Origin of the sequence: Pedobacter sp. L105 (assembly GCF_009765875.1) — a bacterium.
GTDB lineage: Bacteria > Bacteroidota > Bacteroidia > Sphingobacteriales > Sphingobacteriaceae > Pedobacter.
In genome coordinates, this window is sequence record NZ_LMUP01000009.1 from 552283 (window position 1) to 575849 (window position 23567).

Here is a 23567-nt window from a genome sequence, read left to right on the forward strand (position 1 = left end):
CTTTATTGTTGAAATTGTCAATTTTTAAGCTGAATTTTTATGAATTATCAGGATGTTTTTATATTTGTAAAAATTAAACGCCTATGTTCTACATTTTGATATTAGCCAGTATTATCTTTTTTATTGCTCATGTAGCCTTATTATTTACTGCTTTTCCTCAATCCAAACTTGCCCGTAAACGTTATTTTTATTCTCACTTAACGTTATGGATAACGGGTTTATTTGTTTTTGCACTCGCCCTACTTTACAGCGGTTCCGGCCGTTCTGCTTTTCTTGACTATTTTGACAGTACAACGAAAAAAGTGATGATACTGGTGTTTACGGCAGCACTTTCATTAGTTGCGCATAGCATCGTTATATGGGTGGTAGTGCCCATGTTGCGCAACAACCAGGCCTAGGATAAGGACTTTAAATTTATAATTTGTCCCCATTATATATACCCTGGTTATTGCGGGTCGGGCTTAAAAATGTTCTTTATTTTAGCTTCGCAGTGGTAGCATTTGATGTTCATGAACCCATTTTGGAAAGAAAATTATACCATGCATTTTTTTCTCTTCTGGCATCCAGTTTAAACTTACAGCGGTACCAGTTGGTTCTGTCCATGAAATTTTAAAAACACCTTTAGTCAATTTAACCAAATCAACTTTCTGGTCTTTGACCCACCGTCCGGCAACCATTCCACTCTGTATAAGATAGTCAATCGTATCTTCATTTTTAACGTACAATTCATATTCCCATCCATTTGCGTAAGTGTAAATAAAGTGGGAACCTAAGAAATCTTCCATAACAGTAATTTTTAATTTTAAAATAGGGGAATGAAAAGCTTTATCTACATAAATGTTCCTGCTTTTCAATAAGCAAATTTACCAGCTAATACCAATGACGTTTTGATAGCTTTGGTCAAATATCTGTTCATTCGTGCCAATCCTAAATTTAGTACCTTTACTATGTTTTAAGACCGTATTATCGTCAATATTTTTCGATTTTAACCGGTTATCTATGTATTCAAAATTTGAAGATGTCAATACGTTTAAGTTTGGTGCCTATTGTTCTGCTTCAGAAAGAAGTGAGATTGATACCCCTTTTCATGCTCATCATAAAGGACAATTTATTTATGCTCAAAAAGGCACCCAAAACATTTATACCGATGATAACCATTATTTTCTTCCGGTAGAGCATTTCATCTGGATAACAAAGCATACTACGCATAGAATATGGACAAATAATTCTCAGATTGTGATGTTTACAATCTATTTTGATCAGACCGATGAGCAGGAAAAGTTTTTTGAGGAAGCCGGGGTATATACAGTAAATAATCTTTTACATGAATGTCAACATTGTTGCTGCTAAAGTCGGTTATGAAAGTCCCAGTACGTTTAGTAATGTTTTCATGAGTTTCACCGGTATCAGGCCAACAGAATATGTTAAAATATCTTAGTTTAAGTGAGTGGGATGTCATGGAGTTAAAATAGCCACCCAATTAGTAACATCATATGAAAAGTTCCTCTATAATTAATTTTAAACTTGGGCAAAGGCTGGTAAGCGGGCTGGAGGTACATCAATTAAGTGATTTATATGCTACTGTTGGGGAGGTTATCACCTCTTTTCATCGCACAGATTTCTATACCATTATTTGGTTTCAAAAGGGAAATACTAAACATATTGTTGATTTCATTGAGGTAGAAACGCCTGCAAATACTGTTCTGTTTCTTAATGAGGATACCATACAACGATTTGATACAAGGAAAGACCAGGAGGGAAAGGTGATTGTTTTTCACAAAAGCTTCTTTGACAGAACTGAAAAGGATGCGGCTTATCTGGAAAATAACGTATTGTTTCATAATCTGTTTCCCTATTCCATTATTCAGCTTGGTGATCAGGAAAAAGCATTTTCTTCTTTTGTGGCTATGATGGATCAAGAGCTTGGTGGAGAAAGCCACGTGCTGCGGGCTGATATCCTGCGTCATCTTCTTTATGGGTTGCTGTTGGTTTCGGAAAGGAACAAAATAACCACGGACGGGTTTGAACCGGTGCTAAACAGTAGTCTGGTTTATGTAAAAACTTTTCGTAGTTTATTGGAGAAGGGATTTAGGGTGCAGAAGAATGTCGTATTTTATGCGGGGCAAATGCTGCTTACAGAAAAAAGACTAGGCCTGGCGACGATAGAGATACTTGGGATAACTCCAAAACAGTTCATTTTGGAAAGGATCTTGCTGGAAGCTAAAAGACAATTGTTATATTCTAACTTAAGTATCAAAGAAATTGCTTCCGATTTGGGCTATGATGAAGCCACTAACTTTGTTAAATTTTTCAAAAATCATAGTCAGCTGACCCCAAAAGAGTTCAGAATGCTTCATATTCGATCTTAAAAGTATCACGAAAAGGCTGGATATGACCATTTTTGCGACTGTCAAACTCCTAATTTTGCTGTGTTAGTTTCGGTTGGAAACAACTGATGCACAGCATTACCTGTGTTAAATTCAGATTTATATATGGAAACAATAAAATTTAGTTACGAAGGGAAGATAGTCGTAATTACAGGAGCGGCTACAGGAATTGGTAGGGCTACTGCAATTGCCTTTGCCAGGAATGGGGCACAGGTGGTAATTGGGGATGTGAGTCCTGCAGCAGAAGAAACAGTTGGCTTGATAGAAAAAGCTGGTGGCAAAGCCATTTTTATAAAAACAGATGTTACAAACTCCGAATCTGTCCAGAACTTTATCAGCATAGCCGTAAAAAACTTCGGCAGGATAGATATGGCATTCAATAATGCGGGTATCCTTCCGCCTACGGCTAAATTTGCCGAAATGGAAGAAGCTGATTTTGATAAAACCATTGCCGTTGATTTGAAAGGTGTATTCTTGTGTATGAAATATGAAATTGCTGCTATGCTGGCTTCGGGCGGCGGTGCGATAGTTAATACTGCCTCTGTGGCAGGAGTAGTAGCTGATCCTGGTATGGCACCCTATGCAGCAGCAAAACACGGTGTAGTTGGGTTGACAAAATCTGCAGCACTTGATTATGCAAGCCAAAATATCAGGATCAATGCAATTGCTCCCGGTTTAATCAGAACTCCGATGACAGAGCGCTGGCTGGCAGATCCGGCAATAAAGAGTGCGCTGATGGCCAATAGTCCAATGGCTCGTCCGGCAGAACCTGAAGAGATTGCCTATCCGGTATTGTTCCTTTGCTCACCACAGGCATCCTTTATGAACGGTTCCGTAACTATTATTGATGGTGGGCAGACTGCTCACTAGTCCCGTTAATTACGGTCTTATGAATTTAAGAAACGGACAGCCTCTTGAGCTGTCCGTTTTTTTGAAGTGACTATGGGAAATTATCTGTTTGCAAAATAGGGTGAAACGATCTATAAAGATTTTATTCAATCTTTATGCTGTTAATTGCTTTCTGCATAGCCTGTTCCTGTACACCGGGCACTTTTAATCCTTCAGCACGGAATACTGTCAGATCCGTCATACCTAAAAACCCAAGGAAAGCCTTTAAATAAGGTGCAACAAAGTCGTTGGCTTTACCCGGGCCCTCTGAATAAACACCGCCAGAAGACATGGCAACATAAACTTTTTTTCCTGTTACCTTTCCAACAGGGCCATTTTCGCCGTAACCAAAAGTTATTCCAGCCCTTGTAATATGATCAATCCAGGCCTTTAACGCTGTATGAATGGTAAAGTTATAAAGTGGCGCACCAATGACGATGATGTCTGCTGCCAATAGCTGTTTAACTACTTCATCTGAAAAGCGAATAGACTCTTTTTCTTCTTCAGTCAGCTGATCTCCGGGAATAAAAAATGTACGGAGAACAGCAGGGTTAAGGTGCGGAATTTCAATATCAACAAGGTTTAATTCTTCTATTGTACTGCCCGGATATTTGTCCTGAATTTTTTCGACTATAGCCTGACCCAGCTTGATGCTGTACGATGTTGCACCTTGTATGCTTGATTTTAAATGAAGGATGTGTTTCATAATTAAGTTATAATGTTATCTATGTTAAATTCCGGGGTCGTCTGATTCTTCTGTGAGGATAGAAAACGTTCCTTTCGCCCGAATGACCTGAGGCAAAAGTATGGTTAGCAGCTGGTAAAAAGTTACTGCTTTCCCAAAGGTAAGCGCTTACGTTTGGGAAAGTGTGTACCTTTATAACTATGGAAATGATAACGAATGACGTTCTTCCAAATGTTGAAGAATGTGCGGACTCGCTCAAAAACGTTCTTGATGCGCTGTATGTTCTCAACGGAAAATGGAAACTGCCTTTGATCCTTAGCCTGGTGCAGTCTTCCAAACGTTTTAATGAAATTCAGCATGAGATTGCCGGTATATCTTCCAAGATACTAGCCAAGGAGTTGAAGGATTTAGAATTGAATGACTTCATTACACGCAACGTATATCCGACAACGCCAGTAACCATCATTTATAAAGCAACGGATTATAGCCGCACCTTAAAAAATGTATTAGGGGAACTTAGTGCCTGGGGCGGCCAGCACCGGGAAAAAGTGAAGCAAAGCATGAGACGGCAACCGGGAGTGTAGCATTTTAGGTGATAATGTCAAAGGCGTAAAGAGCAATTTTTGACGGTATCTTTAACAAAGTCAAAAGGTTATAGGGTTTTAGTAATGGTTTATTGAGATGGTACTATGGATTCATTTAAAAGCTTAAAATCTGAAAGATAAATAATAAAGCTTGACTCTTCACCATTTTGTGTGAACTCTCTTATATACTTTTGTAATAGTAATCCAAAACGAAATGATAGCTAAGATACCTGATGTTTATGTTTCCCGCAAAGCTGAAATCCTGGCTCAGTTTAAGCAGATTTTAGAGAGCCATCTTGACGACTTCATGGCGGGGCGGGTAGAGAAAATGCTTGAACTTAAGGAGATCGCCGGTATCATGGACCTGCATCCCGTTCACCTGAGTAAAATGATCAAACTCGAAACGGGGCATCATGCCTGTTACTTTTATGAGCAAAGGATTTTAGTGGAAGCTAAAAAGCTATTGGCTGATACAGCTTTGCCCATCGGCATGATTGCTCACAGGCTGGATTATGACGTTTCAAATTTCACCAAGTTTTTTAAAAGGTTCATGGGAATAACCCCATCATCATACAGGAAATCTATTTAGATAAATAGGTTTGAATACTTCAGCTAAAGAGCAATTTAAGACAATTTAATCTAACAAAATGAGAAACAAAGTAATTACTATTGGAGCAGATACAACAACCCCTCTAACCGCTCGTACTCCAGGTTACGGAACGATGCGTCTTACGGGAGAAGATTTCTGGGGTGAGCCCCGCGACCGCGACGGAGCTATAGCACTCCTGAGAAAAGCTGTAGAACTCGGTGTTAATTTTTTCGATACTGCAGATTTTTACGGGCCGGGGGTAACCAATAGACTTCTGGCCGATGCATTGTATCCTTATCCAGCTGATCTTATTATTGCTACAAAGGTAGGGGCGAAACGAGGAGCCGACAAAAGCTGGCAACCATATGGTAAGCCCGATGAATTGAAGAAAAGCGTTGAAAATAATCTTAAAGAGCTTAAACTAGAGCAATTGCCCCTGGTGCATTTTGGAAAGTCGGCCAATAGCCCGGAAGATTATGAAGAATCCCTTGCAATTATGTTAGCCCTACAGAAAGAAGGTAAAATCTTACATGTAGGGCTTAGTAACGCATCCGTTGATCAATTTAACAAAGCTATCAAAATGGGTAGAGTTGCCAGCGTAGAAAATATGTATAGCTATGCGCAGCGGCTTACTGATCCCGAAAGTCCTTACGGATTTCAGGGTGGTGAGGTACTGCCTTTATGCGAGAAACATCACATTCCATTTATTCCTTTTTTTTCACTCCAAACGTCTTTGCCAACTGAGCAGAACAAAATTAAACAGGTTGCAGATGCTAAAGGTGTAACTGTTGCACAGCTCAACATCGCCTGGCTGCTTCATCAGTCAGCATGGATTCTGCCTATTCCAGGCACTACATCTATCCAGCATCTGGAAGAAAATGTAACAGCTGCAGACATTTCACTTTTAAAAGAAGAGTTGGAGTTTTTAGGTTAAGGAATTAAAGACAATCCCGCTGATTATGAGCAGATAATTGATTTCATGAAATTATAGCTGTTTTTTTAAGATCGCTTTGTGATAAGTGATGTATGATATTATCAAGATGACAAGTATAATTAATGGTCTTATCTGCCATAAAGCGGGATCGCCTGTTTCATAATGCGCAAGGAACGCTGAAAAGAAATCAATAAAAAATCCAACATATGCCCATTCTTTAATGCGCGCTGGAATGACAGGAATACCTAAGGCCAGTACACCGAGTATTTTTGCGGTGCCAAGCTCTACACGGAACCAATCGGGAAATCCGGTATGACCAAAAGCTGCCTTAACCGAAGGAACAAAAAAATAGCTGGCTGCAGAAGCTGCCATGCCCAGCACAACAAGGGCAGTACTGATGTAATAGGTGATTTTTAACGTTTTCATTGTTGATATATTTTGATTTAGAATTTTTTGTAATAGTTCAGCAGATCATTTATTAATTCTTTATTGCCGGCACCTACACTAAAAAAACCGTGTTTGCCACCTTCATAAATTTTAAATTCAATCGTATTAAATTGCTTGCGCAGATGTTCAGCGTAGATCCTGGAGACCCGCTGCAGGTTATCTTCTGAGCCAACTACTATAAATACCGGGGGCAGATTCTCAAAGGATTGCAGGTCCATAGGGGCTATGGGTATTGGTGGAACATATTCTTTGATCAAAGCTTTTTCTCCTGCATAAAATGAAAAGAATAACCGGGAGAGGGGGAAACCGTCTTTTATCCATTCAACCCTATCAAACACACCATAAAGAGGCACAATGCTTTTTATTTCGGGCAATAAAGCAGCATCTATTGAATCGAAAACCGGCAACAATTTTGGGTTCGATAAAATTATACCCAGCATCATGGCTAATAAGCCACCGGCAGAATCGCCGGTTAGGTGGATAACGCTGTAATCGGGAAATTCCTTTTTTATAAATGCCAGCGCTTTTAATAATGAGCGTAACGGTTGGGGATGCGGATATTCGGGTGCCAGCGGGTAATTGAGGCTGAATACAGGGTATCCTGCATCAGAAAATGCCAGCAATGGCCTGGCAAAAAGCCTGCCTTTGCTTCCTCCAATAAAGGCACCGCCATGGATATGAACAATGGCAATACGTGATGACGGAAGTTTATTGGGTTTGATATAATCCAGTTTTTCATCAGGCAGGTTGCCATAGCTCAATTCGGTTATGGTGTCTTTAGGATAATTGCTACGACCGATCACTTCTACCAACGGCATAACTATTTTGCGGAAAAGAAAAAGTTTAAAATGATCTCCTGTTGTTAATCGGGTGCTTGTCATGAGTTTTTGTTTACACAAAGTTATGGCACACGAAGTCGACTTTTGTCTGGGTTTCCCGGAGGAAAGCAGTATCCTTGAAGTAACTCCCACCTTTTTTATCATTCCATCACCTAGTTTTGCCAATAAAAAATATGGAAACTATAAAAATAATTTATTGGGTATCAACAGTGCTGGTTTGCCTGGCAATGGTCTTTTCTTCTTATTCTGATCTGCGCAGTGCAGCAGTTAAAGAGGCGTTTGTTCATCTGGGTTTTCCCGGTTATTTCAGGGTTGAACTGGGGATAATGAAAATTATCGGTATTATTTTATTGCTGGCGCCGTTTCCGGGTTTTTGTAAAGAGTGGGCCTATGCCGGCTTTGCCATTACTTTTGTTTCTGCGTTTATCGCGCATAGCGCTTCCGGCGATCCTGTAAGCAACCGTATGGCGCCTTTAATCGTTTTAATTATTTTGCTGGTATCCTTTTTCACTTTTCACCAGCTGTAAGTTTTACTCTTTTTGAGGTTTTTGCAGAGGAGAGTTTTGTAATATGATGTTTACTGCTTAATTTTTCTATCGGCTTCCCGCATACCTTGCCTGATCTTTTCTCGGTGCTGTTCACCCCAGTCGCCCAACTCAGTCAAAACGTTTTGCAGGGTATTGCTATAGGTGGTAGCTTCATAAATTATAGTAACCGGCGTTGTGGGAAATACTTTCCTCGCTATAAATCCATTGTTTTCCAGATCGCGGAGTTCTTTAGCCAGTACTTTAGGGGTTATACCTTCAATTAATTTCAATATTTCATTAAAACGTAAAGGGCTCACTCTGAGTGTAAAAATCAGCGGGAGCTTCCATTTGCCATTTAGAACATATAATGCGTCGCTGATATGTCTGACCCTTAAAATACATTCCTGCTTGGCAGGAACTTCCTCATTTACAATTGAATTCATATAGGTAAAACTACTAACTTTCCTGTAAGAAACCGCTTTCCTTCAGGAAACTAATATCTTTTCTATATCTTGAAATCAAGATAGCAGGTGATAGGGTAACAGGTTTTCTGGAAGCCCGGAGTTAATGAACAGGTAATATATCCAATGTAATCCAAATGTGTTATCTTTAAACATGCAGCATCAAGAATTTGAACCTCCTGAGGAGCTACAGGATACCATAAATTGCTTTTGGTACAATAAGAGAGACTTTGGAGAAGTGCAATCGGGTTTTGAAGTACAGCCTGATGGTTACGCTGAAATTATCTTTCATTTTGGAAGCGGCTGTTACATTTCTCAACATGGAGGTCTGCAACCATTGCCATCGCCGTTTATGATGGGGCTGCTCAACCAGCCTGTTCTTTTTTACACGAAAGACTGTTTAGAGATTATCGGTATCAGGTGTTTTCCCTGGACAGTGTTCGATTTGCTTGGAATACCCTCCGGCAAAGATGGTGTTCGCGTGTTCGAACATCCGATAGCACGGCTTCAACCTGTTTTGGATCGGTTGATAGCTGATGGTAAGATAGATGACGCGCTGGCTCAGGTAAAGCAATATTTCCTGAATGCACAGTCTGGAAATATTACCAGCGATATGTTATTCAAGGCAGGAGATGCGATGCGGGAAGCAAACGGCACCCTGCCGGTAAGCCAGGTGGCGGCGGCGGCTCATACAACGGTCCGTACACTGGAAAGGAACTTTAAGTTATCTTCTGGATATTCTGTTAAAGATGTGTCTGGATTGATACGTTTTGAGCAGGTACGGAATAATTTAATGCTCAATCCCGATGTCAGTATTGCCGGCCTGGCCCATGAGCTGGGATATACTGATCAATCCCACCTCAGCAGGGAATTTAAGCGCTACAGTGGTACCACGCCCGCGGCATTCGCACGGAAAGCAAAAAAAGGAACACGGATTGTGAGCAACAATTTTGTCGTGTTTATACAAGCCTAAAGCCCGGGTATTCCAGAATTTTGTGTTTTAATCATATTATTATGAAAACAACACTTGAAAATAAGATATCCGAACAAAATCATTCTTATCATGTAATTATTTCCGGTGCAGGGCCTGTAGGTTTATTCCTCGCCTGTGAACTGGCCTTGGCCAAATGTTCAGTCCTGATACTGGAAAAAGCAGGAAATCCGCACTCGCTTTTAAAACAACTTCCTTTTGGGATAAGGGGGCTTTCAGCACTTACTATTGAAGCATTTTACCGCCGTGGGTTGTTTGATGAATTGGAGATACACAAACGCATTAAAAATCCACATGCTACTCCAGAGGCGGGGCAGGAACAACCAGGCCGGCGTCAGATAGGGCACTTTGCCGGTATTCCATTTTATGAAGGCAATATTGATACTTCACAATGGAAATATCGTTTGTCAAACTCCACCCCCAACAGTATCTTATCTGAAATGGAAGAAGTTGAAACCGTGCTGACCCGCCGCGCAATATCTTTGGGCGTAGAAATCAGGCGCGGGCTAACCATTACGGGTTTTCAGCAAAACAATGAGGGGGTGACTGTTCAGTCTGGCGACCAATCTTTTGCAGGCAAATGGCTGGTAGGTTGCGATGGAAGCCGTAGTGTTGTTCGCAAGGAAGGCGGTTTTGTATTCGCCGGTACGGAACCAGAATTTACCGGTTATTCTACCCGGGTTGATATTGCTGACCCGGAGAAACTCAGCCCGGGGAGAAACGTAACATCAACGGGTATGTATTTACAATCACAGCCTGGCTTTGTCATCATACAAGATTTTGATGCGGGCGCATTTCACCATTCAGAAAAGCCAATTACGCGTGAACATGTGCAGGAAGTTTTACGCCGTGTTTCCAATACTGATGTTACGATCACTGCCCTGCATGTCGCAACAACCTGGACTGACCGTGCGCGGCAGGCCACAACCTACCGGAACGGAAGGGTATTTTTAGCCGGCGACGCCGCACACATTCATGCGCCGCTGGGCGGTCAGGGGCTTAATCTTGGACTGGGTGACGCCATGAACCTGGGCTGGAAGCTGGCGGCAACTATTCAGGAGAAAGCTCCGGAAGGCTTGCTGGACAGCTATTTTACTGAACGCTATCCTATTGGGGCGGAGGTTCTGGATTGGTCGCGCGCCCAGGTTGCCATCATGGGATCTGCGCCACATGCCCGTTCACTGAACGCAATTATGCGCGATCTTATAAATACTCGAGATGGTGCCACTTATATTGCAGGGAGGGTATGGGGCATTTTCACACATTATGATCTGGGTGGAAACCACCCTCTGGTAGGTTACAGCGTTCCCAATTTTGAGATGGAAGACGGTACGGCAATAGGCGAATTGATGCATGGGGGACAAGGAATACTGCTTGATTTTGATGGAAACGATTCACTTAATACTCTGGCAGGTGAATATGGTGAACAAATGAAGTATATCTCAGGCAGCGCCAAAGACCAATTGGGTGTAAGCGCTGCACTGATACGCCCCGATGGGATTATCGCCTGGGCTGCTGACAAAGATCCGGATTTTAGTGAACTCCAAAAAGCTGCAGATCGCTGGTTTGTCAGTAATTGAGGCAGCTATCATAAAACAGTATAAATACCAGCTTAAAGGTTTTCATTGTTTTTCTAATTTATTCCCAATTGCGGTAAAGATTAACCCCCGGCTAAATCTTATCAAAATGAAATATATCCTGTCATTTTGATATGGTTCTGATGATCAGTAAAAATAAATAGAATTTATTTTTATTCGATTCCACTGCATAGAAGTGCTTTTATTGGATATTATCCACTGGGGCACTTCTTTTGACTTTGATGATTCAATCAAGACCAATAAAATGAATACTCAAATGATATTTGTCCGTATTGCTACCATTAATGATGGCCGGTATATTGACGAAATAATAAAAGAAACAGAAGCCTCTGCCATAGCACGCGGTACAGGGATTTCAAAAAGAACGTATGAATCTATATTTCAGAAAATGCGTGATGGAAAAGCTGTTATTGCAGTTACAAGCGCTGGTGATTGGGTAGGTTTCGCCTACTTTGAAGTTTGGGAAGAGGGCAAGTTTGTATCTAACTCCGGCCTGATCGTTTCCCCGGAATATAGAAAATCGGGAGTAGCCAGATCTATCAAAGACAGACTTTTCAAACTATCGCGCCGTCTGTATCCTATGGCCAAAATATTCAGTATCACTTCAGGGGCAGCGGTAATGAAAATGAATTCACTGATAGGTTTCCAGCCGGTAACGTTCGGGGAGATTACGCATGATATAAAGTTTTGGGAGGGCTGTAAAAGCTGTCCGAATTTTAATATCCTTCAACAGAAAAAACAAGTTAACTGCTTATGTACCGCTATGTTATTTGATCCTGAAGCTTGTGTAAACCATAGTATTTTGCCAACCCAGGATTTAATTCAGAGATATGCAACAAGAACACATTAATCCGGTCAGAAAATTCTATCAAATGAATCATTACAACGATAATTTATCTTTAGAAAATATAGGTGAGCAAGCTATCGGCTTACTTAAAGAGCTCATTAAAATACCTTCCTTTAATTGTCGGGAAAAAAATGTTGCTGATTATATCGAATCCTTTTTAAGTGAACACTCGTTATCAGTATCAAGGAAATATAATAATATATGGTGTTATAATCAATTTTATGATGGTAGCAAACCTACCATTTTGCTGGATTCACATCAGAATACTGTGAAGCCGAACCAGCAATATATCAATCATCCTCTTGATGCTTTTATCAAGGAAGGCAAACTATTCGGACTAGGAAGCAACGATGCAGGTGGTGCTCTGGTTTCTTTGATTTTTACTTTTTTATATTTTAATCAACAAAGTGATTTACCTTTTAATTTATGCCTTGCAATTACCGGCGAAGAAGAAAATTCAGGTGAACGGGGGATCAGGTGTATAGTAAAAGAATTGCGGTCAATAACGTTCGCCATCGTTGGAGAACCTACCCATATGGAAATGGCCATTGAAGAAAAGGGGTTAATGGTATTAAATTGTATAGCAACGGGTATTGCGGGGCATGCTGCCAGAGAAGAGGGAATCAATGCTATTTATAAAGCTATCAGAGATATCAATTGGTTTTCTACGTATCATTTTCCGATTGAAGAGGGGCAACCTGATCCCGTAAAAATGACAGTAACCCAAATCAACGCAGGCCTTCAGCATAATATTATCCCCGCAGAATGCAGATTTACTGTAGACATCAGATTTGACCACAGCTATACACAGAAAGAAATTTTGAATACCATTAGTAACCATACTTTTTGTGAAATTGCTGTCAGGCCAAATGTTTTAATACCTTCATCTATTGATCTTTTGCATCCTGTTGTTCAGGCCGGACTTAAAATTGGAAGAAAAATTTATAGTTCGTCCACCAGTTCTGATCAGGCGTGGCTGGAAATACCCTCTATCAAGATGGGGCCCGGAGATTCTTTACGTTCTCATTTGGCTGATGAATTCATCTATGTAAGTGAGGTTACTGATGGAATTCAAATTTATATCGATTTATTAACGTCAATCTTTCCTTGTTATGAAGCCACCCAACCCATTAGGGCTGGCGGATAGCGGTTACCTTTAATGGCTCCAAAAGCAAAGACTTCATTAAGGGGAATCATTTCTGTGGCCCTGGTGTTGTCTGTAGGTTCAAGGCCTAATTTCCCTGAAAAGACAAATCCCCTGCTAACATGATGTTTGCAGGGGATAAACCGATTGATGCTGAATCTTATGAACCTTTGGTAATTAATGAATTACAGTGGCAAAGTCATTTCTGTGAAGCCTTACTTTTTTGAAATTGGCAAAAATATCATCTTCATGGCGATAACCTTTTCAAAGGCGGCAAATACCAATAGATGAGAGGATTCCAGTATTTGTGCATTAAATGAACCTTCTGCCAATTTTTTTCTGAGTTCGTGATTTTCAACCAGGAAAAGCCGGTAGGGCTGCAGGCCAGCAGAAGAAGCGGAAAGGTTTGTTGCCTCAATTATTTTATCAATTGCATCTGCTGATACTTTACGGTCACTGAATTTTTTGGTGGCATAACGCCAGTTAAGACTTTCTAATAAATTCATTTTTCTATTCTTTTGATTCGTTGTCAAAGTTCTGAATATTAATTTAGTTTTGTCACTAAGAAGCATAAAGTAACAGTAACATACAGGTAACCAGATCAACTATGACAGAAATAACAGCAAATCCTATTAACGAATGCAAAAGATCAATTATGGCTGTAAATGACGCTATGACAGTAACCTATGAGCTAAGTAAATATGGTGAATCAATAGGACCCATGGTTACGATTTTGGCAGAATGGGGAGAAGAACATAGGAAGACTATCAGCTATAAAGCATAAATTAATCCCTGAATAGTGCTTTAATTGCCACTGATAGTGCCTTGTGGTTTAATTATTTAGCCTGTTACTTTGTGTATCGGATAATCCCAATCCGGTTATAGATAGACAGACATTTATTGATCAATTTAACATGAGAATAGTAACCCTTGAAGAACATATTTCCTTCCCGGAAATGACAGACAAAATACCCAAAGACGCATTGGGCGGTTTCGGCCAATCTGAAGCTATGCAGCGGATTATCCCAAAACTCGCCGATATTACCGGAGACCGTTTAAAATCGATGGATGATAATGGGATAACGATGCAGGTACTTTCAGTAGATAGTTCGGGCGCCAATCTGTTAAGCCCGGAGGAAGGGCCTGCTTTCGCCACGCGTTACAACGATATGATTGCAGAAAAAATTAATGGTTTTGAAAAACGGTTTACTGCTTTCGCCCATTTACCAATGACAGCACCCATTGCAGCGGCCGATGAATTAGAACGGGCAGTAAACGCGTATGGTTTTCGCGGGGCAATGATTAGGGGGTTAACACAAGACCAATTTTTAGATCATCCTCAATTTGCGCCAATACTTGAACGTGCCGAAAGGCTGGGGGTGCCCATTTATCTTCATCCCGGTCTGCCACCCAAAGGAATAGCCGACATTTATTATAGCGGACTGCCTAACTATTCCGGCATGGCCGAAGCTTTAGCCTGTTACGGCTGGGGCTGGCACTCAGAAACTGCCCTGCATGTTTTACGCCTGCTCTTTTCCGGGATTTTTGATCAATATCCTAAGCTGAAGCTCATCATTGGCCATATGGGAGAAATGCTGCCAATGATGATGGCAAGATCAGAAAAAGCATTTAAACCTGGAAATGGTGGTGCAAACCAGCGTACACTTACTGAGACCTTTCACCAGCAGGTGCATATTACCACCAGTGGTTTTTTTACACATCCGCCATTAAAAATTGCTTTAGATACTTTTGGTATCGATAATATCATGTTCTCCATTGATTATCCTTTTAGTACAAATGAGATGGGTATCGATTTTTTAAATGCTATCAACCTTCCGGAAGAGCAAATTGAAAAGATTGCCCATGGCAATGCCGACAAACTGCTGAATTTAGCAGGATAATGGTATTTTTATCAGCATGAAAAACATCCCGTTAGATCTATTACAGGAAAAGACAAGCATTGGGCTGGAAATAAAAGTTTTTAAATCCGACGGTCAGCAGCGTAAACCAGATAGGGATGTTGCCCATCGTGATGACCATTATATTTTTTTCCTGCTTACAAAAGGTATGGGATCATTGGTAGCCGATTTGCAGGATATCGTTCTCAGTGAAGGCCAGCTGTATTATATTACACCTTCACAGGTTCATCACCTGATAAAAACTAACGGGGCAGAAGGGTGGTTCCTGGCGGTAGACGTTGCTTTAATTCCAATGGAATTTCGGAATGTTTTTGAGCACCGGCAATCCTCACAAGTTCCTTGTACGCTTACAGATTATGAGTTAAAACAATATTCAGCATTGCTTAATTTGTTACATGAAGAATTTTTAGCACGACAAGGCGATAATTTTTATTTACACATTATTCATACGCTTTTGCAAACATTTTTGGCGATGGCGGCCAGTAGTTATAATGTCTTACAAACTTCTGAAAACAAGCATACACGATCTGCAGAATTGACCAGTCAGTTTAAAAAATTGCTTGCAGCGGATAATCATTCCAACAGTACTCCATCGGCATATGCCTCAAAGCTTAATGTTTCATTAGGTCATTTAAATGAGTCTATAAAAAAGGTTACGGGATCTACTGTAAGCTATTGGATCCAGCAAGAGATATTCAGTGAAGCCAAACGTTTACTCTACCATAGTGATGTGGATGTAAAACAGATTGCTTATGGATTGGGATATAAGGATTATTCTTATTTCAGCCGCTCTTTTCGTAAGGCATCTGGAATGTCTCCCTCGGCCTTTAGAAAGTTAAACCGTAAATAATAGAAGAGATGATTTAATGCAGATTTCAAAAAAAAATATCAATGGTATTGGTCGCAAAACCAGATAAATTAGTGTAACATATTTATACACAGTATATCATATCGTTACATAAAATAAGTATTATCGCTGATCAAATCTGTAATGATGACTGTTTTGATATTATTTTTAGTTAAAATTGCAATCCTAATAAAAACGACCAGATCATATGAAATTCAAATCAGCATTATTCTTTTTCGGTTTTCTTTTGATAACTTTTTCAAGTTTACAGGCACAGCAAGCAAAATCAAAAAGCGGATTAACCCTGATGGGAAACCGTTTTTTGACATTTAATACGGTCATCAGGGTTAATCAGATTGAAGTTTCAAGAGATCGTAATGTAGGAGAAGATGAGCGGGCGCTACATACTCCTGCAAAGGTTGTTGCCTTCAGAAATGCAGTAGCTGAGGGTTTTCCGGGTGGAAAAATGACCTGGGCTTTCAGCTGGCTCGCATTGCAGGACACCAGTGCTAATTATAGGGAAATAAGAAAGTTAATTATCGGTTATCATTTCCAATATGGTGATGAGATTACATTTATACCAGGTGCTTACTTTGCCAACGCGTATAATACCACAGAGCAGGTAAATAAGGACTTGCATGATGCACTGAAACTCATAGAAAATATGGTGGGCGGTGGTTACCGGCCGCTAAGTATAGTTGCAGGATTTATGTCTGCGAAAAACCAGGAATATCTGGCAGACAAAGAAGGTATACATGTATGTCAGGGAAATATCTGGAGCCAGTTCAGTATTGATAATCAGGATGGCGATGGTGCAGTTTCTTATCCATTTTACACTTCGAAAGAACATTTTTGTAAACCAGCTCAAAATAAAAATGATTTTATTGATTGTGTTAACCTTGATGGCTGGACAGTTGATTTCCTTGCGGGCAGAAGGAAAGGTTTTGAAGGCGGATTTAATAGCCGAATGGGTGTTGGCCCAATAGAAACCCTCGACCGCTATGGAAGTGAGACAGGTTTAAAAGAAATGATGCATAGCACTGCCATTCATTTTGATAAAGGGTATGAGCTAAACGGTTTTGGCTGGGTAACCAATTGCTGGGAGCTTTCACTTCCTACGGATGTGAGTTCTTTAAAAAACTGGTTAACTGCTATCAGGAAGCGCTGGCCAAGTGTTAAGCTGATCACTCAGGGAGAATTTGGCTTGCTTTGGCGGTCGCATTATAAAAGCAACAGTTTCAATTACCGTTTTGTAGAACGCGGATCTGGTATTGGCGGCTCGGATGCGGATAAGGAAATCAGCTGGTTTATGAATAAAGATTTCCGCCTGGCCTTACTGAAAGACTTGAAAACGAACAGTCCTGAAAAGGTAATTGATTTTACAAGGTATGATATTCGCGCTGCCGAGCCTGCGGAAATGACGCGTAAATGGAGCCTGCTGGGCGAAATCAATCAGAAACAATCACGCCCGCAGGATAAGCCGGTTCCGCTTGATTCACTTTCGGCGAAATCGCGCGCGATCATCGCCATCCGGTATCAATATTTATTTAAAAATGATTAATGACGATATAAAAGATTTTACTTTTGTCTTTTTTTTATGCTGGTTGCTAAAAATAATCTGTTAGGTAGGATGTGCAGATCAGTTTTAACATTAGTTGTAATCATTTTATGAAATTAGACCTTTACCAAATTGACGCATTTACCGACGAAATATTTCGGGGAAATCCTGCATGTGTTGTTCCGCTAAAGGAATGGCCTGATGATGAAATTCTTTTTAACATAACAAGAGAAAATGCAGTTGCGGAAACAGCTTTTTTTATAGATAATGGCAGCAGCATTCATCTGAGATGGTTTACGCCAGAAATAGAAATGGATTTATGCGGACACGCAACTTTAGCTGCAGCCCATGTTCTGCATACCATTATGAATTACGGCCGACAGGAAATTGTATTTACAACCGCAAGCGGGGAACTGATCGTAATGGTTAATAAAGATAGATACAACATGAACTTTCCATCAAGAAAGCCTGTACCGGCCGAACTTCCTGAAATTATTTACAGAGCTTTGAACATAAAGCCTAAGGCTGTACTTAAATCCCGTGATTATATACTGATTTACGAAAGTGAACAGGAAATTTTGGATATCGAGATTGACAGACAAGTTTTTGATCAGATCAACCTGGATCCCGGTGGTTTGGTAGTTACGGCCAGGGGAGCAGACCTGGATTTCGTCTCCAGGTACTTTACACCTCAATCAACTATCCTGGAAGATCCGGTTACAGGTTCAGCCCATTGTTCACTCATACCTTACTGGAGCGGGCAGCTCCATAAAACTCACATGGTTGCCATGCAGGTATCTGAGCGGAGGGGCACATTATATTGTTCTGATCAGGGTGAAAGGGTATTAATCGGTGGAAAAGCGCGAACATATTCAGTTGGGACATGTTGGGTTGTATAACAATGTGACTGGAGTGATAAAACCTCTTTACCGTATATCGTAAAGAGGGTTTATATAGAATTTAGCGTTTCAAACTGCCTGTTACAGCAGCCAGCAAATCAATTTCTACACGTGTATTATAGAAAGCCAGAGAAGGACGTACTGTTGCTTCCAAACCAAATCTTTTAAAATAGGTTGTGCACAATGATGTCCCGATCTAACGGCAATGCCTTCTTTACTTAAGGCTTCACACACTTCTACAGTAGTCAAACCATCAGGCACAAAAGACAATTGGGATTAATCTCTTTTAGTTTATTCGATAGGTATTCTATCTGTGTTCTTTATTTTTTTACTCCCCTTTGTCGAATAAATGCAGGAGTTGGTCGGGTATTACAGTACTATGGTATAATACCAATAAAGTGGCTGAAACGTTTGACCGATGCTGACGTCTTATATACAAACAACTAGGAAATAGTTAATTATAAACGTACAAAATCAAAAGATATGAAAACTCTAATCAACTCTGTAAAATCAAATGTAATCGCTATCATTTTATTAGCTTCATTGTTCAGTATTAACGCTTCGGCAGCTACAGTTACCCTGGAAAAGGGAGCTTTGACTACAGACATTAAAAAAGTGGTAGTAACCGGCAATACCAAAGTTATACTAATCCAGGCTGCTGCCGAATCTGTAAATGTAGATGAAGCCGATCTCAACAAAGTATCCGTTAAACAACTGGGCAATACCTTAACGATCAGTTCTGCCGAAAAAAATCCTGTAACCGTAGTCGTTTATGTAAAAGACATCTACCGTATTGATGCTTCAGGTAAATCAAGTGTGAACACAGCAGGAAAATTCGCTGTTAAAGCACTTCAGGTAATGTTAAAAGGTGATGCCAGCGCACGTGTTAAAGTAAAAACAGAAAGTTTATATACAGTAATCAATGACCATGCAAACCTGCAATTGATTGGTACTTCAGATAATCATATCTCTAAAATCAGTGGTTTAGCAAAGATGGACACTAATAAATTTGCAGCTTTAAAAACTGAAGACGTAAATACATTAGCAGGAGTTACTGCATCTGCTTCTGATAGTCAAAATGATAATTTAAGTAAATAATATCCATCGTTTAAAAGTAAAGAAAACATCGAGGATCTTTACCAACAGAAATGCCGGTTAATTGAAGTGCCCCCAAAAAGTTAGACGCTTATTGGGGGCACTTCAAATACCGGCATTTCTGTTTATATTTTTTAACAAAGCTATTGGCTAATTACTCTACATTTGCTATTGATTACCTTTAAGAATTGACTGTTATGGAAATCCAGCAATGTGAACCAGAACTCCACACTGAAAAAACATTAGCGCTGAAAGACGCTATTGAGTTACTGAGCGGCAAGTGGAAATTTTGTATCCTGCTAAATTTATACAATTACGGAACAATGCGGTTTAAAGACCTGCTGGAAACAGCGTCGGGCATAACGCCAAAAGTTTTGTCAAAAGAATTGCAGGATTTAGAGGAAAATCTGTTGATCACCAGAACCGTGAACAATACAAAACCTGTTACGGTTTCTTATGACCTTACCGAACACGCGATTGAAACTCAGCCTGTCATTAATGCTTTGGTAGAATTTGGCTTAAAGCATAGAACAAAGATCAAAAGCAAGTAATTCATTTCTCCTATCCTTGAACAACAAGATTATTTAATGGCTGTAATTCATAAACCTTTGATAAAAATCCGTGGTTTTTTGTTATGGTATACCTGAGATTATTTGAAATTCTCAAACATCCGATTGATTTTAACAAACTGCCAGCCTGATAAACAGCCTACTTTTGTGTTATCAAAAATTATTAATAATTTAAAAAAATAAGATGGCAACAACAGAAAGTAAAATCGCCCTGATCACAGGTGGTAGCCGTGGACTCGGCCGTAATACAGTGCTAAGCCTTGCTAAAAGAGGTGTTCATTCTATCTTTACCTATAACTCTGCTAAAGATGAGGCCGATCAGGTTGAAACACTTGCACAACAGGAAGGCGTTAAAGCCATTGCGCTGAAACTTGATACTGGTAATACCGGGTCGTTTGATAACTTCGTTGAACAAGTACAAGCTGCATTAAAAGAAATGGGGGCAGAACATCTGGATTATCTGGTCAACAATGCAGGAATATCCCACCATAATTCTATTGTTAAAACTACTGAAGAGGAGCTTGACCTGCTTTATAATGTTAACTTTAAGGGTGTGTTCTTTTTAACCCAAAAACTTTTGCCAATCATCAATGATGGTGGTGGTATAGTTAATATATCTTCCGGTCTTACCCGTTTCTGTGTTCCCGAAAGTGGTCCCTATGCTGCACTTAAAGGTGCTATCGAGGTTCATACCCGTTATCTTGCCAAAGAATTAGGCCCACGAGGAATCAAGGTTAATACAGTGGCGCCGGGCGCAATTCAAACAGATTTTAGCGGAGGTGCTGTAAGGGATAATCCGGACGTCAATAAATTTGTTTCAAGCGTGACCGCACTCGGCCGTCCGGGCTTGCCAGATGATATTGGGCCTATGATTGCTTCTCTATTATCTGACGACAACCGGTGGGTAAATGCACAGCGCATTGAAGTTTCTGGCGGTATGTTCTTATAGGATAAGACAATGGTATTCAAATCCTCTCTCCGTTATGGAGAGGATTTTTTAGACACTCATTTATATAAACCGAACAATAATAATGATCGATTTAGAAGGTAAAGTAGCACTGATTACCGGATCAGCAAGGGGAAAAGGAAAAGCTATTGCTCAACGTTATGGCAGCCTGGGAGCCGACATTGTAATTTATTATAAGGCATTAAGTATTTACTATATTTGAATTTCACAAAAGGGATGATCATGGATACCTCACTGGATGATTTTTATAAAAGAAACGGCGCGCCGCTTCCCGAACGTATTGCACGTGAAATTGGGCATTTTAATGTTTTTGAAAGTGAAAAACTTTTTAACAAAAAGGACGGTACCCGCATCATGCCTTATAGCCGCAGGGCTTATTACAAAATAAGCTGGTTGCGGGGTAAGAGCAAAGCTGAATATGCAGATAAAGTAATCGATATCCAGGATAATGCCCTGCTGTTTGCTACGCCAAAAATACCCTATAACTGGGTACCTGAAAACAGCAATCAAACTGGTATGTTCTGCATTTTTACGCCTGATTTCTTTTGGCCTGCTAAAAGTGGGGTGATACTTGATGAACTGCCTATCTTCCAGCCTGGAAATACGCCCATCTTTCAGCTCTCTGAAGCAGAAGCTGGGGAGATCGAATATATTTTTCGAAAGGCTTACAAAGAAATGGAGGCAGACTATAAATACAAATATGACCTGTTGCGAAACCTGGTACTGGAACTGATCCATTATGGTCAGAAATTACAGCCTATGTCGGCAATAAGCCATGCCCAAAATGCCTCTGAACGTATATCTTCTCTGTTCATCGAACTGCTGGAAAGACAATTTCCATTTGAATCCGTACACCAGAGGTTAAACCTCCGTACGGCAAAGGATTATGCAGATCGTTTAGCTGTGCATGTGAATCATCTTAACAAGGTATTAAAGGATATTACGGGAAATACCACTACTCATTTGATCAGTAAAAGGGTAACACAGGAGGCAAAGACGTTACTTAAACAAACGGATTGGAATATTGCGGAGATTTCCTATACCCTTGGATTTGACGACCTTTCGCAGTTCTCTACTTTTTTTAAAAAGCAGACCTCTTTTACACCTACTTCCTTTAGGCTTGAACAGCTATGATGAATGCTGTGACCTGACCCTGCTCAGCGTTTTTTTGGAGACCCCAAGATAAGAAGCAATCATATGCAGGGGAACCCTGTTAAATATATTAGGATATTTTTTTATAAAATTATTGTACCTGATTTCCGCACTCAAACTTATTTGTTCATATATCCTTTCTGTCATTGCAATTTGACTTCTGGTAATCTGGTCTTCGCTAAGTTTCTTCAAAGAAGGGGCTGAAGACAGCAGGCTCGAAAATTTAGATTCATCAAAAGCAATCAGATCGCTATCTTCAAGTGCCTCGATATAACTTTTTGAAGGTTGCTGGTTACTATAGCTTTCACCATCATTTATCCACCAGTTTTCAATTCCGAACTTGAGAACATGTTCATCCCCGTTATTATCAATCCTGTATACTCTTAAGCATCCTTTTACGATGTAATAAGTTTGGGTGCATACCTGTCCTTCAAACAACAAAATTTGACCTTTCTTAACTTTTTTTATCTGATGAATGGCTTTTAACCGGTCCATATCCTCCTCAGATACAGGCATGATCTTTTCAATCTGGTTCCTTAAGATCTCAAACATATCCACTGCTTTTAAGCAAAAGTAATCATTTACCTATTATCGGGCTTTCTAAAGACTAACAGAAGTGACATTTGTCTCCCGAATTTAGCCGCAAATGTCTTCTTTCTACATTCTGCAGCAAATGCACTTTTGTATCAGAGTTTTAGATAAATTTTAAGAACATGAATACAAAAACAGAGAATAACACTGGCAACTACCAGAATTATCATTCGATGAAAGTTGAACTTCGTCATGGTGTTGCCTATCTTACATTTGATAATCCGCCCATCAATGTTCTTGATGGAAACCTGATATCGGACCTTAAAGAGTTTGCGGGCGCTGTAGCTTCGGACGAATCAGTAAAAGTAATTGTATTTCAAAGCAGTAACCCCGCGTTCTTTCTTGCCCATGGGGATATAAATTTTGTAACCAATCCGGAGTCGATTATGAAACTTGCCGATCCGGAAGGTGATCCGGCGCTTAACCCTATGCAGCAGCTTCATGAACGTCTTCGAAATCTGCCTCAGGTAACCATTGCCAGGCTATCAGGATTTGCCAGAGGGGGCGGTAACGAACTGGCGATGGCTCTGGATATGAGATTTGCCGTAGCTGGAAAAACCTGGTTAAGTCAGCCAGAGGTATTGATGGGTATTATGCCTGGCGGTGGCGGTACACAATATTTAAGTAAATTGGCCGGAAGGGCAAGGGCATTGGAAGTGATTTTGGGTGCAGAACTGCTCGATTCGGTAATGGCCGAAAAGTATGGTATCATCAACAGGGCGATCCCTGAAGAAGAAATTGATCCTTATATTGAAACGCTCGCTACGCGCATAGCTTCATTATTACCCGGTGTAATCGATGCTGCAAAAAATGCAGTTGATGCAGCTTTCCAAAATACCAATGGAATTACCACTGAAAGTTTGATGCTCGGCAAGCTTTTTAGTGAACCGGCAGCAGCCTCCAAAATGCTTGCAGCCATGGAACAGGGAGCACAAACTTTTGAAGGGGAACATAGACTGGAAGAAATATTAAATAGGATTTAAATTAGGCGGATGTTGCGATAAAGACGGTAGTAGTTTTTGAATGCGCCCCTTATGATAATTATAACA

Annotated in this window: 31 protein-coding genes and 1 pseudogene; 24 read left to right on the forward strand and 8 right to left on the reverse strand. The window is 40.2% G+C overall.

Annotated elements, in window-relative coordinates; all coding sequences use genetic code 11:
• The first annotated feature begins 83 nt into the window (after positions 1 to 83).
• The gene (locus GSQ84_RS20710; protein ID WP_158799246.1) at positions 84 to 398 is read left to right on the forward strand and encodes a hypothetical protein; all 315 of its coding nucleotides are present in this window, start codon (positions 84 to 86) and stop codon (positions 396 to 398) included.
• Between the two features lie 81 nt (positions 399 to 479).
• On the opposite strand, the gene GSQ84_RS20715 is transcribed toward GSQ84_RS20710, so the two are convergent.
• On the reverse strand, positions 480 to 785 hold the full coding sequence (locus tag GSQ84_RS20715; RefSeq protein WP_158799247.1) for a phenolic acid decarboxylase: 306 nt from the start codon (positions 783 to 785) through the stop codon (positions 480 to 482).
• A 214-nt stretch (positions 786 to 999) separates the two neighbouring features.
• On the opposite strand from GSQ84_RS20715, the gene GSQ84_RS20720 reads away from it, so the two are divergent.
• The 4 genes from GSQ84_RS20720 (at position 1000) to GSQ84_RS20730 (ending at position 3257) form a co-directional block, all read left to right on the forward strand.
• Positions 1000 to 1350: an AraC family ligand binding domain-containing protein gene (locus GSQ84_RS20720; protein ID WP_158799248.1), complete on the forward strand. Its 351-nt coding sequence runs from the start codon at positions 1000 to 1002 to the stop codon at positions 1348 to 1350.
• Complete coding sequence (locus tag GSQ84_RS28475; protein ID WP_371416411.1) at positions 1325 to 1438, forward strand: helix-turn-helix domain-containing protein; 114 nt, start codon at positions 1325 to 1327, stop codon at positions 1436 to 1438. The genes GSQ84_RS20720 and GSQ84_RS28475 overlap by 26 nt, the downstream gene beginning before the upstream one ends.
• Before the next feature lie 55 nt (positions 1439 to 1493).
• The gene (locus GSQ84_RS20725) at positions 1494 to 2369 is read left to right on the forward strand and encodes a helix-turn-helix domain-containing protein (protein ID WP_158799249.1); all 876 of its coding nucleotides are present in this window, start codon (positions 1494 to 1496) and stop codon (positions 2367 to 2369) included.
• A 123-nt stretch (positions 2370 to 2492) separates the two neighbouring features.
• Entirely contained in the window at positions 2493 to 3257 is a 765-nt protein-coding gene (locus GSQ84_RS20730; RefSeq protein WP_158799250.1) for an SDR family NAD(P)-dependent oxidoreductase, read from the forward strand.
• A gap of 121 nt (positions 3258 to 3378) precedes the next feature.
• Here GSQ84_RS20730 and GSQ84_RS20735 read toward each other — a convergent pair whose 3' ends face one another.
• The gene (locus GSQ84_RS20735) at positions 3379 to 3981 is read right to left on the reverse strand and encodes an FMN-dependent NADH-azoreductase (protein ID WP_158799251.1); all 603 of its coding nucleotides are present in this window, start codon (positions 3979 to 3981) and stop codon (positions 3379 to 3381) included.
• 179 nt (positions 3982 to 4160) lie between these two features.
• On the opposite strand from GSQ84_RS20735, the gene GSQ84_RS20740 reads away from it, so the two are divergent.
• The 3 genes from GSQ84_RS20740 to GSQ84_RS20750 all read left to right on the forward strand — a co-directional run bounded on the left by GSQ84_RS20740 (position 4161) and on the right by GSQ84_RS20750 (position 6067).
• A complete protein-coding gene (locus GSQ84_RS20740; protein WP_254070938.1) occupies positions 4161 to 4544 on the forward strand; it encodes a helix-turn-helix domain-containing protein in 384 nt (127 codons plus the stop codon).
• A 214-nt stretch (positions 4545 to 4758) separates the two neighbouring features.
• Positions 4759 to 5133, forward strand: coding sequence for an AraC family transcriptional regulator (locus GSQ84_RS20745; protein ID WP_158799253.1), 375 nt, complete (start codon positions 4759 to 4761; stop codon positions 5131 to 5133).
• A 58-nt stretch (positions 5134 to 5191) separates the two neighbouring features.
• Positions 5192 to 6067: an aldo/keto reductase gene (locus tag GSQ84_RS20750; protein ID WP_158799254.1), complete on the forward strand. Its 876-nt coding sequence runs from the start codon at positions 5192 to 5194 to the stop codon at positions 6065 to 6067.
• Positions 6068 to 6118: 51 nt separating this feature from the next.
• On the opposite strand, the gene GSQ84_RS20755 is transcribed toward GSQ84_RS20750, so the two are convergent.
• Complete coding sequence (locus GSQ84_RS20755) at positions 6119 to 6493, reverse strand: DoxX family protein (protein WP_158799255.1); 375 nt, start codon at positions 6491 to 6493, stop codon at positions 6119 to 6121.
• A 17-nt stretch (positions 6494 to 6510) separates the two neighbouring features.
• On the reverse strand, positions 6511 to 7395 hold the full coding sequence (locus GSQ84_RS20760; protein ID WP_158799256.1) for an alpha/beta hydrolase: 885 nt from the start codon (positions 7393 to 7395) through the stop codon (positions 6511 to 6513).
• A 131-nt stretch (positions 7396 to 7526) separates the two neighbouring features.
• On the opposite strand from GSQ84_RS20760, the gene GSQ84_RS20765 reads away from it, so the two are divergent.
• On the forward strand, positions 7527 to 7880 hold the full coding sequence (locus GSQ84_RS20765) for a DoxX family protein (protein WP_158799257.1): 354 nt from the start codon (positions 7527 to 7529) through the stop codon (positions 7878 to 7880).
• Between the two features lie 50 nt (positions 7881 to 7930).
• Here GSQ84_RS20765 and GSQ84_RS20770 read toward each other — a convergent pair whose 3' ends face one another.
• Positions 7931 to 8323: a helix-turn-helix domain-containing protein gene (locus GSQ84_RS20770; RefSeq protein WP_158799258.1), complete on the reverse strand. Its 393-nt coding sequence runs from the start codon at positions 8321 to 8323 to the stop codon at positions 7931 to 7933.
• 172 nt (positions 8324 to 8495) lie between these two features.
• Here GSQ84_RS20770 and GSQ84_RS20775 point away from each other — a divergent pair, with 172 nt between their 5' ends.
• The 4 genes from GSQ84_RS20775 (at position 8496) to GSQ84_RS20790 (ending at position 12924) form a co-directional block, all read left to right on the forward strand.
• Positions 8496 to 9314 carry an AraC family transcriptional regulator gene (locus GSQ84_RS20775; protein WP_158799259.1) on the forward strand — a complete coding sequence of 273 codons (819 nt, stop codon included), beginning with the start codon at positions 8496 to 8498 and terminating at the stop codon, positions 9312 to 9314.
• Positions 9315 to 9355: 41 nt separating this feature from the next.
• Positions 9356 to 10912 carry an FAD-dependent monooxygenase gene (locus tag GSQ84_RS20780; RefSeq protein ID WP_158799260.1) on the forward strand — a complete coding sequence of 519 codons (1557 nt, stop codon included), beginning with the start codon at positions 9356 to 9358 and terminating at the stop codon, positions 10910 to 10912.
• A 262-nt stretch (positions 10913 to 11174) separates the two neighbouring features.
• Entirely contained in the window at positions 11175 to 11780 is a 606-nt protein-coding gene (locus tag GSQ84_RS20785) for an N-acetyltransferase (protein ID WP_216849002.1), read from the forward strand.
• Positions 11761 to 12924, forward strand: coding sequence for a M20/M25/M40 family metallo-hydrolase (locus GSQ84_RS20790; protein ID WP_371416412.1), 1164 nt, complete (start codon positions 11761 to 11763; stop codon positions 12922 to 12924). Before GSQ84_RS20785 ends, GSQ84_RS20790 begins: the two co-directional genes overlap by 20 nt.
• Before the next feature lie 212 nt (positions 12925 to 13136).
• Here the strand turns inward: GSQ84_RS20790 and GSQ84_RS20795 are convergent, their stop codons facing one another.
• Positions 13137 to 13427 (reverse strand): nitroreductase family protein, encoded by a 291-nt coding sequence (locus GSQ84_RS20795; RefSeq protein WP_158799261.1) that lies wholly within the window; start codon positions 13425 to 13427, stop codon positions 13137 to 13139.
• A gap of 101 nt (positions 13428 to 13528) precedes the next feature.
• Here GSQ84_RS20795 and GSQ84_RS20800 point away from each other — a divergent pair, with 101 nt between their 5' ends.
• The 5 genes from GSQ84_RS20800 (at position 13529) to GSQ84_RS20820 (ending at position 18144) form a co-directional block, all read left to right on the forward strand.
• Positions 13529 to 13705 carry a hypothetical protein gene (locus tag GSQ84_RS20800; RefSeq protein WP_158799262.1) on the forward strand — a complete coding sequence of 59 codons (177 nt, stop codon included), beginning with the start codon at positions 13529 to 13531 and terminating at the stop codon, positions 13703 to 13705.
• A 130-nt stretch (positions 13706 to 13835) separates the two neighbouring features.
• Positions 13836 to 14822 (forward strand): amidohydrolase family protein, encoded by a 987-nt coding sequence (locus GSQ84_RS20805; RefSeq protein ID WP_158799263.1) that lies wholly within the window; start codon positions 13836 to 13838, stop codon positions 14820 to 14822.
• 16 nt (positions 14823 to 14838) lie between these two features.
• A complete protein-coding gene (locus GSQ84_RS20810) occupies positions 14839 to 15690 on the forward strand; it encodes an AraC family transcriptional regulator (RefSeq protein WP_158799264.1) in 852 nt (283 codons plus the stop codon).
• Between the two features lie 205 nt (positions 15691 to 15895).
• Positions 15896 to 17248, forward strand: a complete 1353-nt coding sequence (locus tag GSQ84_RS20815) for a DUF3863 domain-containing protein (RefSeq protein WP_158799265.1) — start codon at positions 15896 to 15898, stop codon at positions 17246 to 17248.
• 107 nt (positions 17249 to 17355) lie between these two features.
• On the forward strand, positions 17356 to 18144 hold the full coding sequence (locus GSQ84_RS20820; protein WP_158799266.1) for a PhzF family phenazine biosynthesis protein: 789 nt from the start codon (positions 17356 to 17358) through the stop codon (positions 18142 to 18144).
• 204 nt (positions 18145 to 18348) lie between these two features.
• On the opposite strand, the pseudogene GSQ84_RS28480 reads toward GSQ84_RS20820, so the two are convergent.
• A pseudogene (locus GSQ84_RS28480) lies at positions 18349 to 18405 on the reverse strand (hypothetical protein); the annotation flags it as partial.
• A 222-nt stretch (positions 18406 to 18627) separates the two neighbouring features.
• On the opposite strand from GSQ84_RS28480, the gene GSQ84_RS20830 reads away from it, so the two are divergent.
• From GSQ84_RS20830 to GSQ84_RS20850, 5 genes are all read left to right on the forward strand, one after another.
• Entirely contained in the window at positions 18628 to 19242 is a 615-nt protein-coding gene (locus GSQ84_RS20830) for a GIN domain-containing protein (RefSeq protein ID WP_158799267.1), read from the forward strand.
• Between the two features lie 194 nt (positions 19243 to 19436).
• Entirely contained in the window at positions 19437 to 19790 is a 354-nt protein-coding gene (locus GSQ84_RS20835) for a helix-turn-helix domain-containing protein (RefSeq protein WP_158799268.1), read from the forward strand.
• 202 nt (positions 19791 to 19992) lie between these two features.
• Complete coding sequence (locus GSQ84_RS20840) at positions 19993 to 20757, forward strand: SDR family NAD(P)-dependent oxidoreductase (RefSeq protein ID WP_158799269.1); 765 nt, start codon at positions 19993 to 19995, stop codon at positions 20755 to 20757.
• A gap of 82 nt (positions 20758 to 20839) precedes the next feature.
• Entirely contained in the window at positions 20840 to 20977 is a 138-nt protein-coding gene (locus tag GSQ84_RS20845; RefSeq protein ID WP_216849003.1) for a hypothetical protein, read from the forward strand.
• Positions 20978 to 20997: 20 nt separating this feature from the next.
• The gene (locus tag GSQ84_RS20850; protein WP_254070939.1) at positions 20998 to 21909 is read left to right on the forward strand and encodes an AraC family transcriptional regulator; all 912 of its coding nucleotides are present in this window, start codon (positions 20998 to 21000) and stop codon (positions 21907 to 21909) included.
• Here the strand turns inward: GSQ84_RS20850 and GSQ84_RS20855 are convergent.
• Positions 21904 to 22479, reverse strand: coding sequence for a Crp/Fnr family transcriptional regulator (locus GSQ84_RS20855; protein WP_158799270.1), 576 nt, complete (start codon positions 22477 to 22479; stop codon positions 21904 to 21906). The genes GSQ84_RS20850 and GSQ84_RS20855 overlap by 6 nt on opposite strands.
• A gap of 161 nt (positions 22480 to 22640) precedes the next feature.
• On the opposite strand from GSQ84_RS20855, the gene GSQ84_RS20860 reads away from it, so the two are divergent.
• The gene (locus tag GSQ84_RS20860) at positions 22641 to 23501 is read left to right on the forward strand and encodes an enoyl-CoA hydratase/isomerase family protein (protein WP_174238680.1); all 861 of its coding nucleotides are present in this window, start codon (positions 22641 to 22643) and stop codon (positions 23499 to 23501) included.
• Positions 23502 to 23567 lie beyond the last annotated feature (66 nt).

What these genes read in the sequence shown, in the direction of transcription:
- GSQ84_RS20815 (WP_158799265.1), top strand. Translation starts at nt 15,896, where the DNA reads ATGAAATTCAAATCAGCATTATTCTTTTTCGGTTTTCTTTTGATAACT.
- GSQ84_RS20855 (WP_158799270.1), bottom strand. Translation starts at nt 22,479, where the DNA reads ATGTTTGAGATCTTAAGGAACCAGATTGAAAAGATCATGCCTGTATCT.
- GSQ84_RS20810 (WP_158799264.1), top strand. Translation starts at nt 14,839, where the DNA reads ATGAAAAACATCCCGTTAGATCTATTACAGGAAAAGACAAGCATTGGG.
- GSQ84_RS20860 (WP_174238680.1), top strand. Translation starts at nt 22,641, where the DNA reads ATGAATACAAAAACAGAGAATAACACTGGCAACTACCAGAATTATCAT.
- GSQ84_RS20805 (WP_158799263.1), top strand. Translation starts at nt 13,836, where the DNA reads ATGAGAATAGTAACCCTTGAAGAACATATTTCCTTCCCGGAAATGACA.
- GSQ84_RS20760 (WP_158799256.1), bottom strand. Translation starts at nt 7,395, where the DNA reads ATGACAAGCACCCGATTAACAACAGGAGATCATTTTAAACTTTTTCTT.
- GSQ84_RS20770 (WP_158799258.1), bottom strand. Translation starts at nt 8,323, where the DNA reads ATGAATTCAATTGTAAATGAGGAAGTTCCTGCCAAGCAGGAATGTATT.
- GSQ84_RS20715 (WP_158799247.1), bottom strand. Translation starts at nt 785, where the DNA reads ATGGAAGATTTCTTAGGTTCCCACTTTATTTACACTTACGCAAATGGA.
- GSQ84_RS20720 (WP_158799248.1), top strand. Translation starts at nt 1,000, where the DNA reads ATGTATTCAAAATTTGAAGATGTCAATACGTTTAAGTTTGGTGCCTAT.
- GSQ84_RS28475 (WP_371416411.1), top strand. Translation starts at nt 1,325, where the DNA reads ATGAATGTCAACATTGTTGCTGCTAAAGTCGGTTATGAAAGTCCCAGT.
- GSQ84_RS20710 (WP_158799246.1), top strand. Translation starts at nt 84, where the DNA reads ATGTTCTACATTTTGATATTAGCCAGTATTATCTTTTTTATTGCTCAT.
- GSQ84_RS20785 (WP_216849002.1), top strand. Translation starts at nt 11,175, where the DNA reads ATGAATACTCAAATGATATTTGTCCGTATTGCTACCATTAATGATGGC.
- GSQ84_RS20745 (WP_158799253.1), top strand. Translation starts at nt 4,759, where the DNA reads ATGATAGCTAAGATACCTGATGTTTATGTTTCCCGCAAAGCTGAAATC.
- GSQ84_RS20790 (WP_371416412.1), top strand. Translation starts at nt 11,761, where the DNA reads ATGCAACAAGAACACATTAATCCGGTCAGAAAATTCTATCAAATGAAT.
- GSQ84_RS20830 (WP_158799267.1), top strand. Translation starts at nt 18,628, where the DNA reads ATGAAAACTCTAATCAACTCTGTAAAATCAAATGTAATCGCTATCATT.
- GSQ84_RS20730 (WP_158799250.1), top strand. Translation starts at nt 2,493, where the DNA reads ATGGAAACAATAAAATTTAGTTACGAAGGGAAGATAGTCGTAATTACA.
- GSQ84_RS20850 (WP_254070939.1), top strand. Translation starts at nt 20,998, where the DNA reads ATGGATACCTCACTGGATGATTTTTATAAAAGAAACGGCGCGCCGCTT.
- GSQ84_RS20795 (WP_158799261.1), bottom strand. Translation starts at nt 13,427, where the DNA reads ATGAATTTATTAGAAAGTCTTAACTGGCGTTATGCCACCAAAAAATTC.
- GSQ84_RS20775 (WP_158799259.1), top strand. Translation starts at nt 8,496, where the DNA reads ATGCAGCATCAAGAATTTGAACCTCCTGAGGAGCTACAGGATACCATA.
- GSQ84_RS20800 (WP_158799262.1), top strand. Translation starts at nt 13,529, where the DNA reads ATGACAGAAATAACAGCAAATCCTATTAACGAATGCAAAAGATCAATT.
- GSQ84_RS20820 (WP_158799266.1), top strand. Translation starts at nt 17,356, where the DNA reads ATGAAATTAGACCTTTACCAAATTGACGCATTTACCGACGAAATATTT.
- GSQ84_RS20780 (WP_158799260.1), top strand. Translation starts at nt 9,356, where the DNA reads ATGAAAACAACACTTGAAAATAAGATATCCGAACAAAATCATTCTTAT.
- GSQ84_RS20755 (WP_158799255.1), bottom strand. Translation starts at nt 6,493, where the DNA reads ATGAAAACGTTAAAAATCACCTATTACATCAGTACTGCCCTTGTTGTG.
- GSQ84_RS20725 (WP_158799249.1), top strand. Translation starts at nt 1,494, where the DNA reads ATGAAAAGTTCCTCTATAATTAATTTTAAACTTGGGCAAAGGCTGGTA.
- GSQ84_RS20740 (WP_254070938.1), top strand. Translation starts at nt 4,161, where the DNA reads ATGGAAATGATAACGAATGACGTTCTTCCAAATGTTGAAGAATGTGCG.
- GSQ84_RS20735 (WP_158799251.1), bottom strand. Translation starts at nt 3,981, where the DNA reads ATGAAACACATCCTTCATTTAAAATCAAGCATACAAGGTGCAACATCG.
- GSQ84_RS20835 (WP_158799268.1), top strand. Translation starts at nt 19,437, where the DNA reads ATGGAAATCCAGCAATGTGAACCAGAACTCCACACTGAAAAAACATTA.
- GSQ84_RS20840 (WP_158799269.1), top strand. Translation starts at nt 19,993, where the DNA reads ATGGCAACAACAGAAAGTAAAATCGCCCTGATCACAGGTGGTAGCCGT.
- GSQ84_RS20750 (WP_158799254.1), top strand. Translation starts at nt 5,192, where the DNA reads ATGAGAAACAAAGTAATTACTATTGGAGCAGATACAACAACCCCTCTA.
- GSQ84_RS20765 (WP_158799257.1), top strand. Translation starts at nt 7,527, where the DNA reads ATGGAAACTATAAAAATAATTTATTGGGTATCAACAGTGCTGGTTTGC.
- GSQ84_RS20845 (WP_216849003.1), top strand. Translation starts at nt 20,840, where the DNA reads ATGATCGATTTAGAAGGTAAAGTAGCACTGATTACCGGATCAGCAAGG.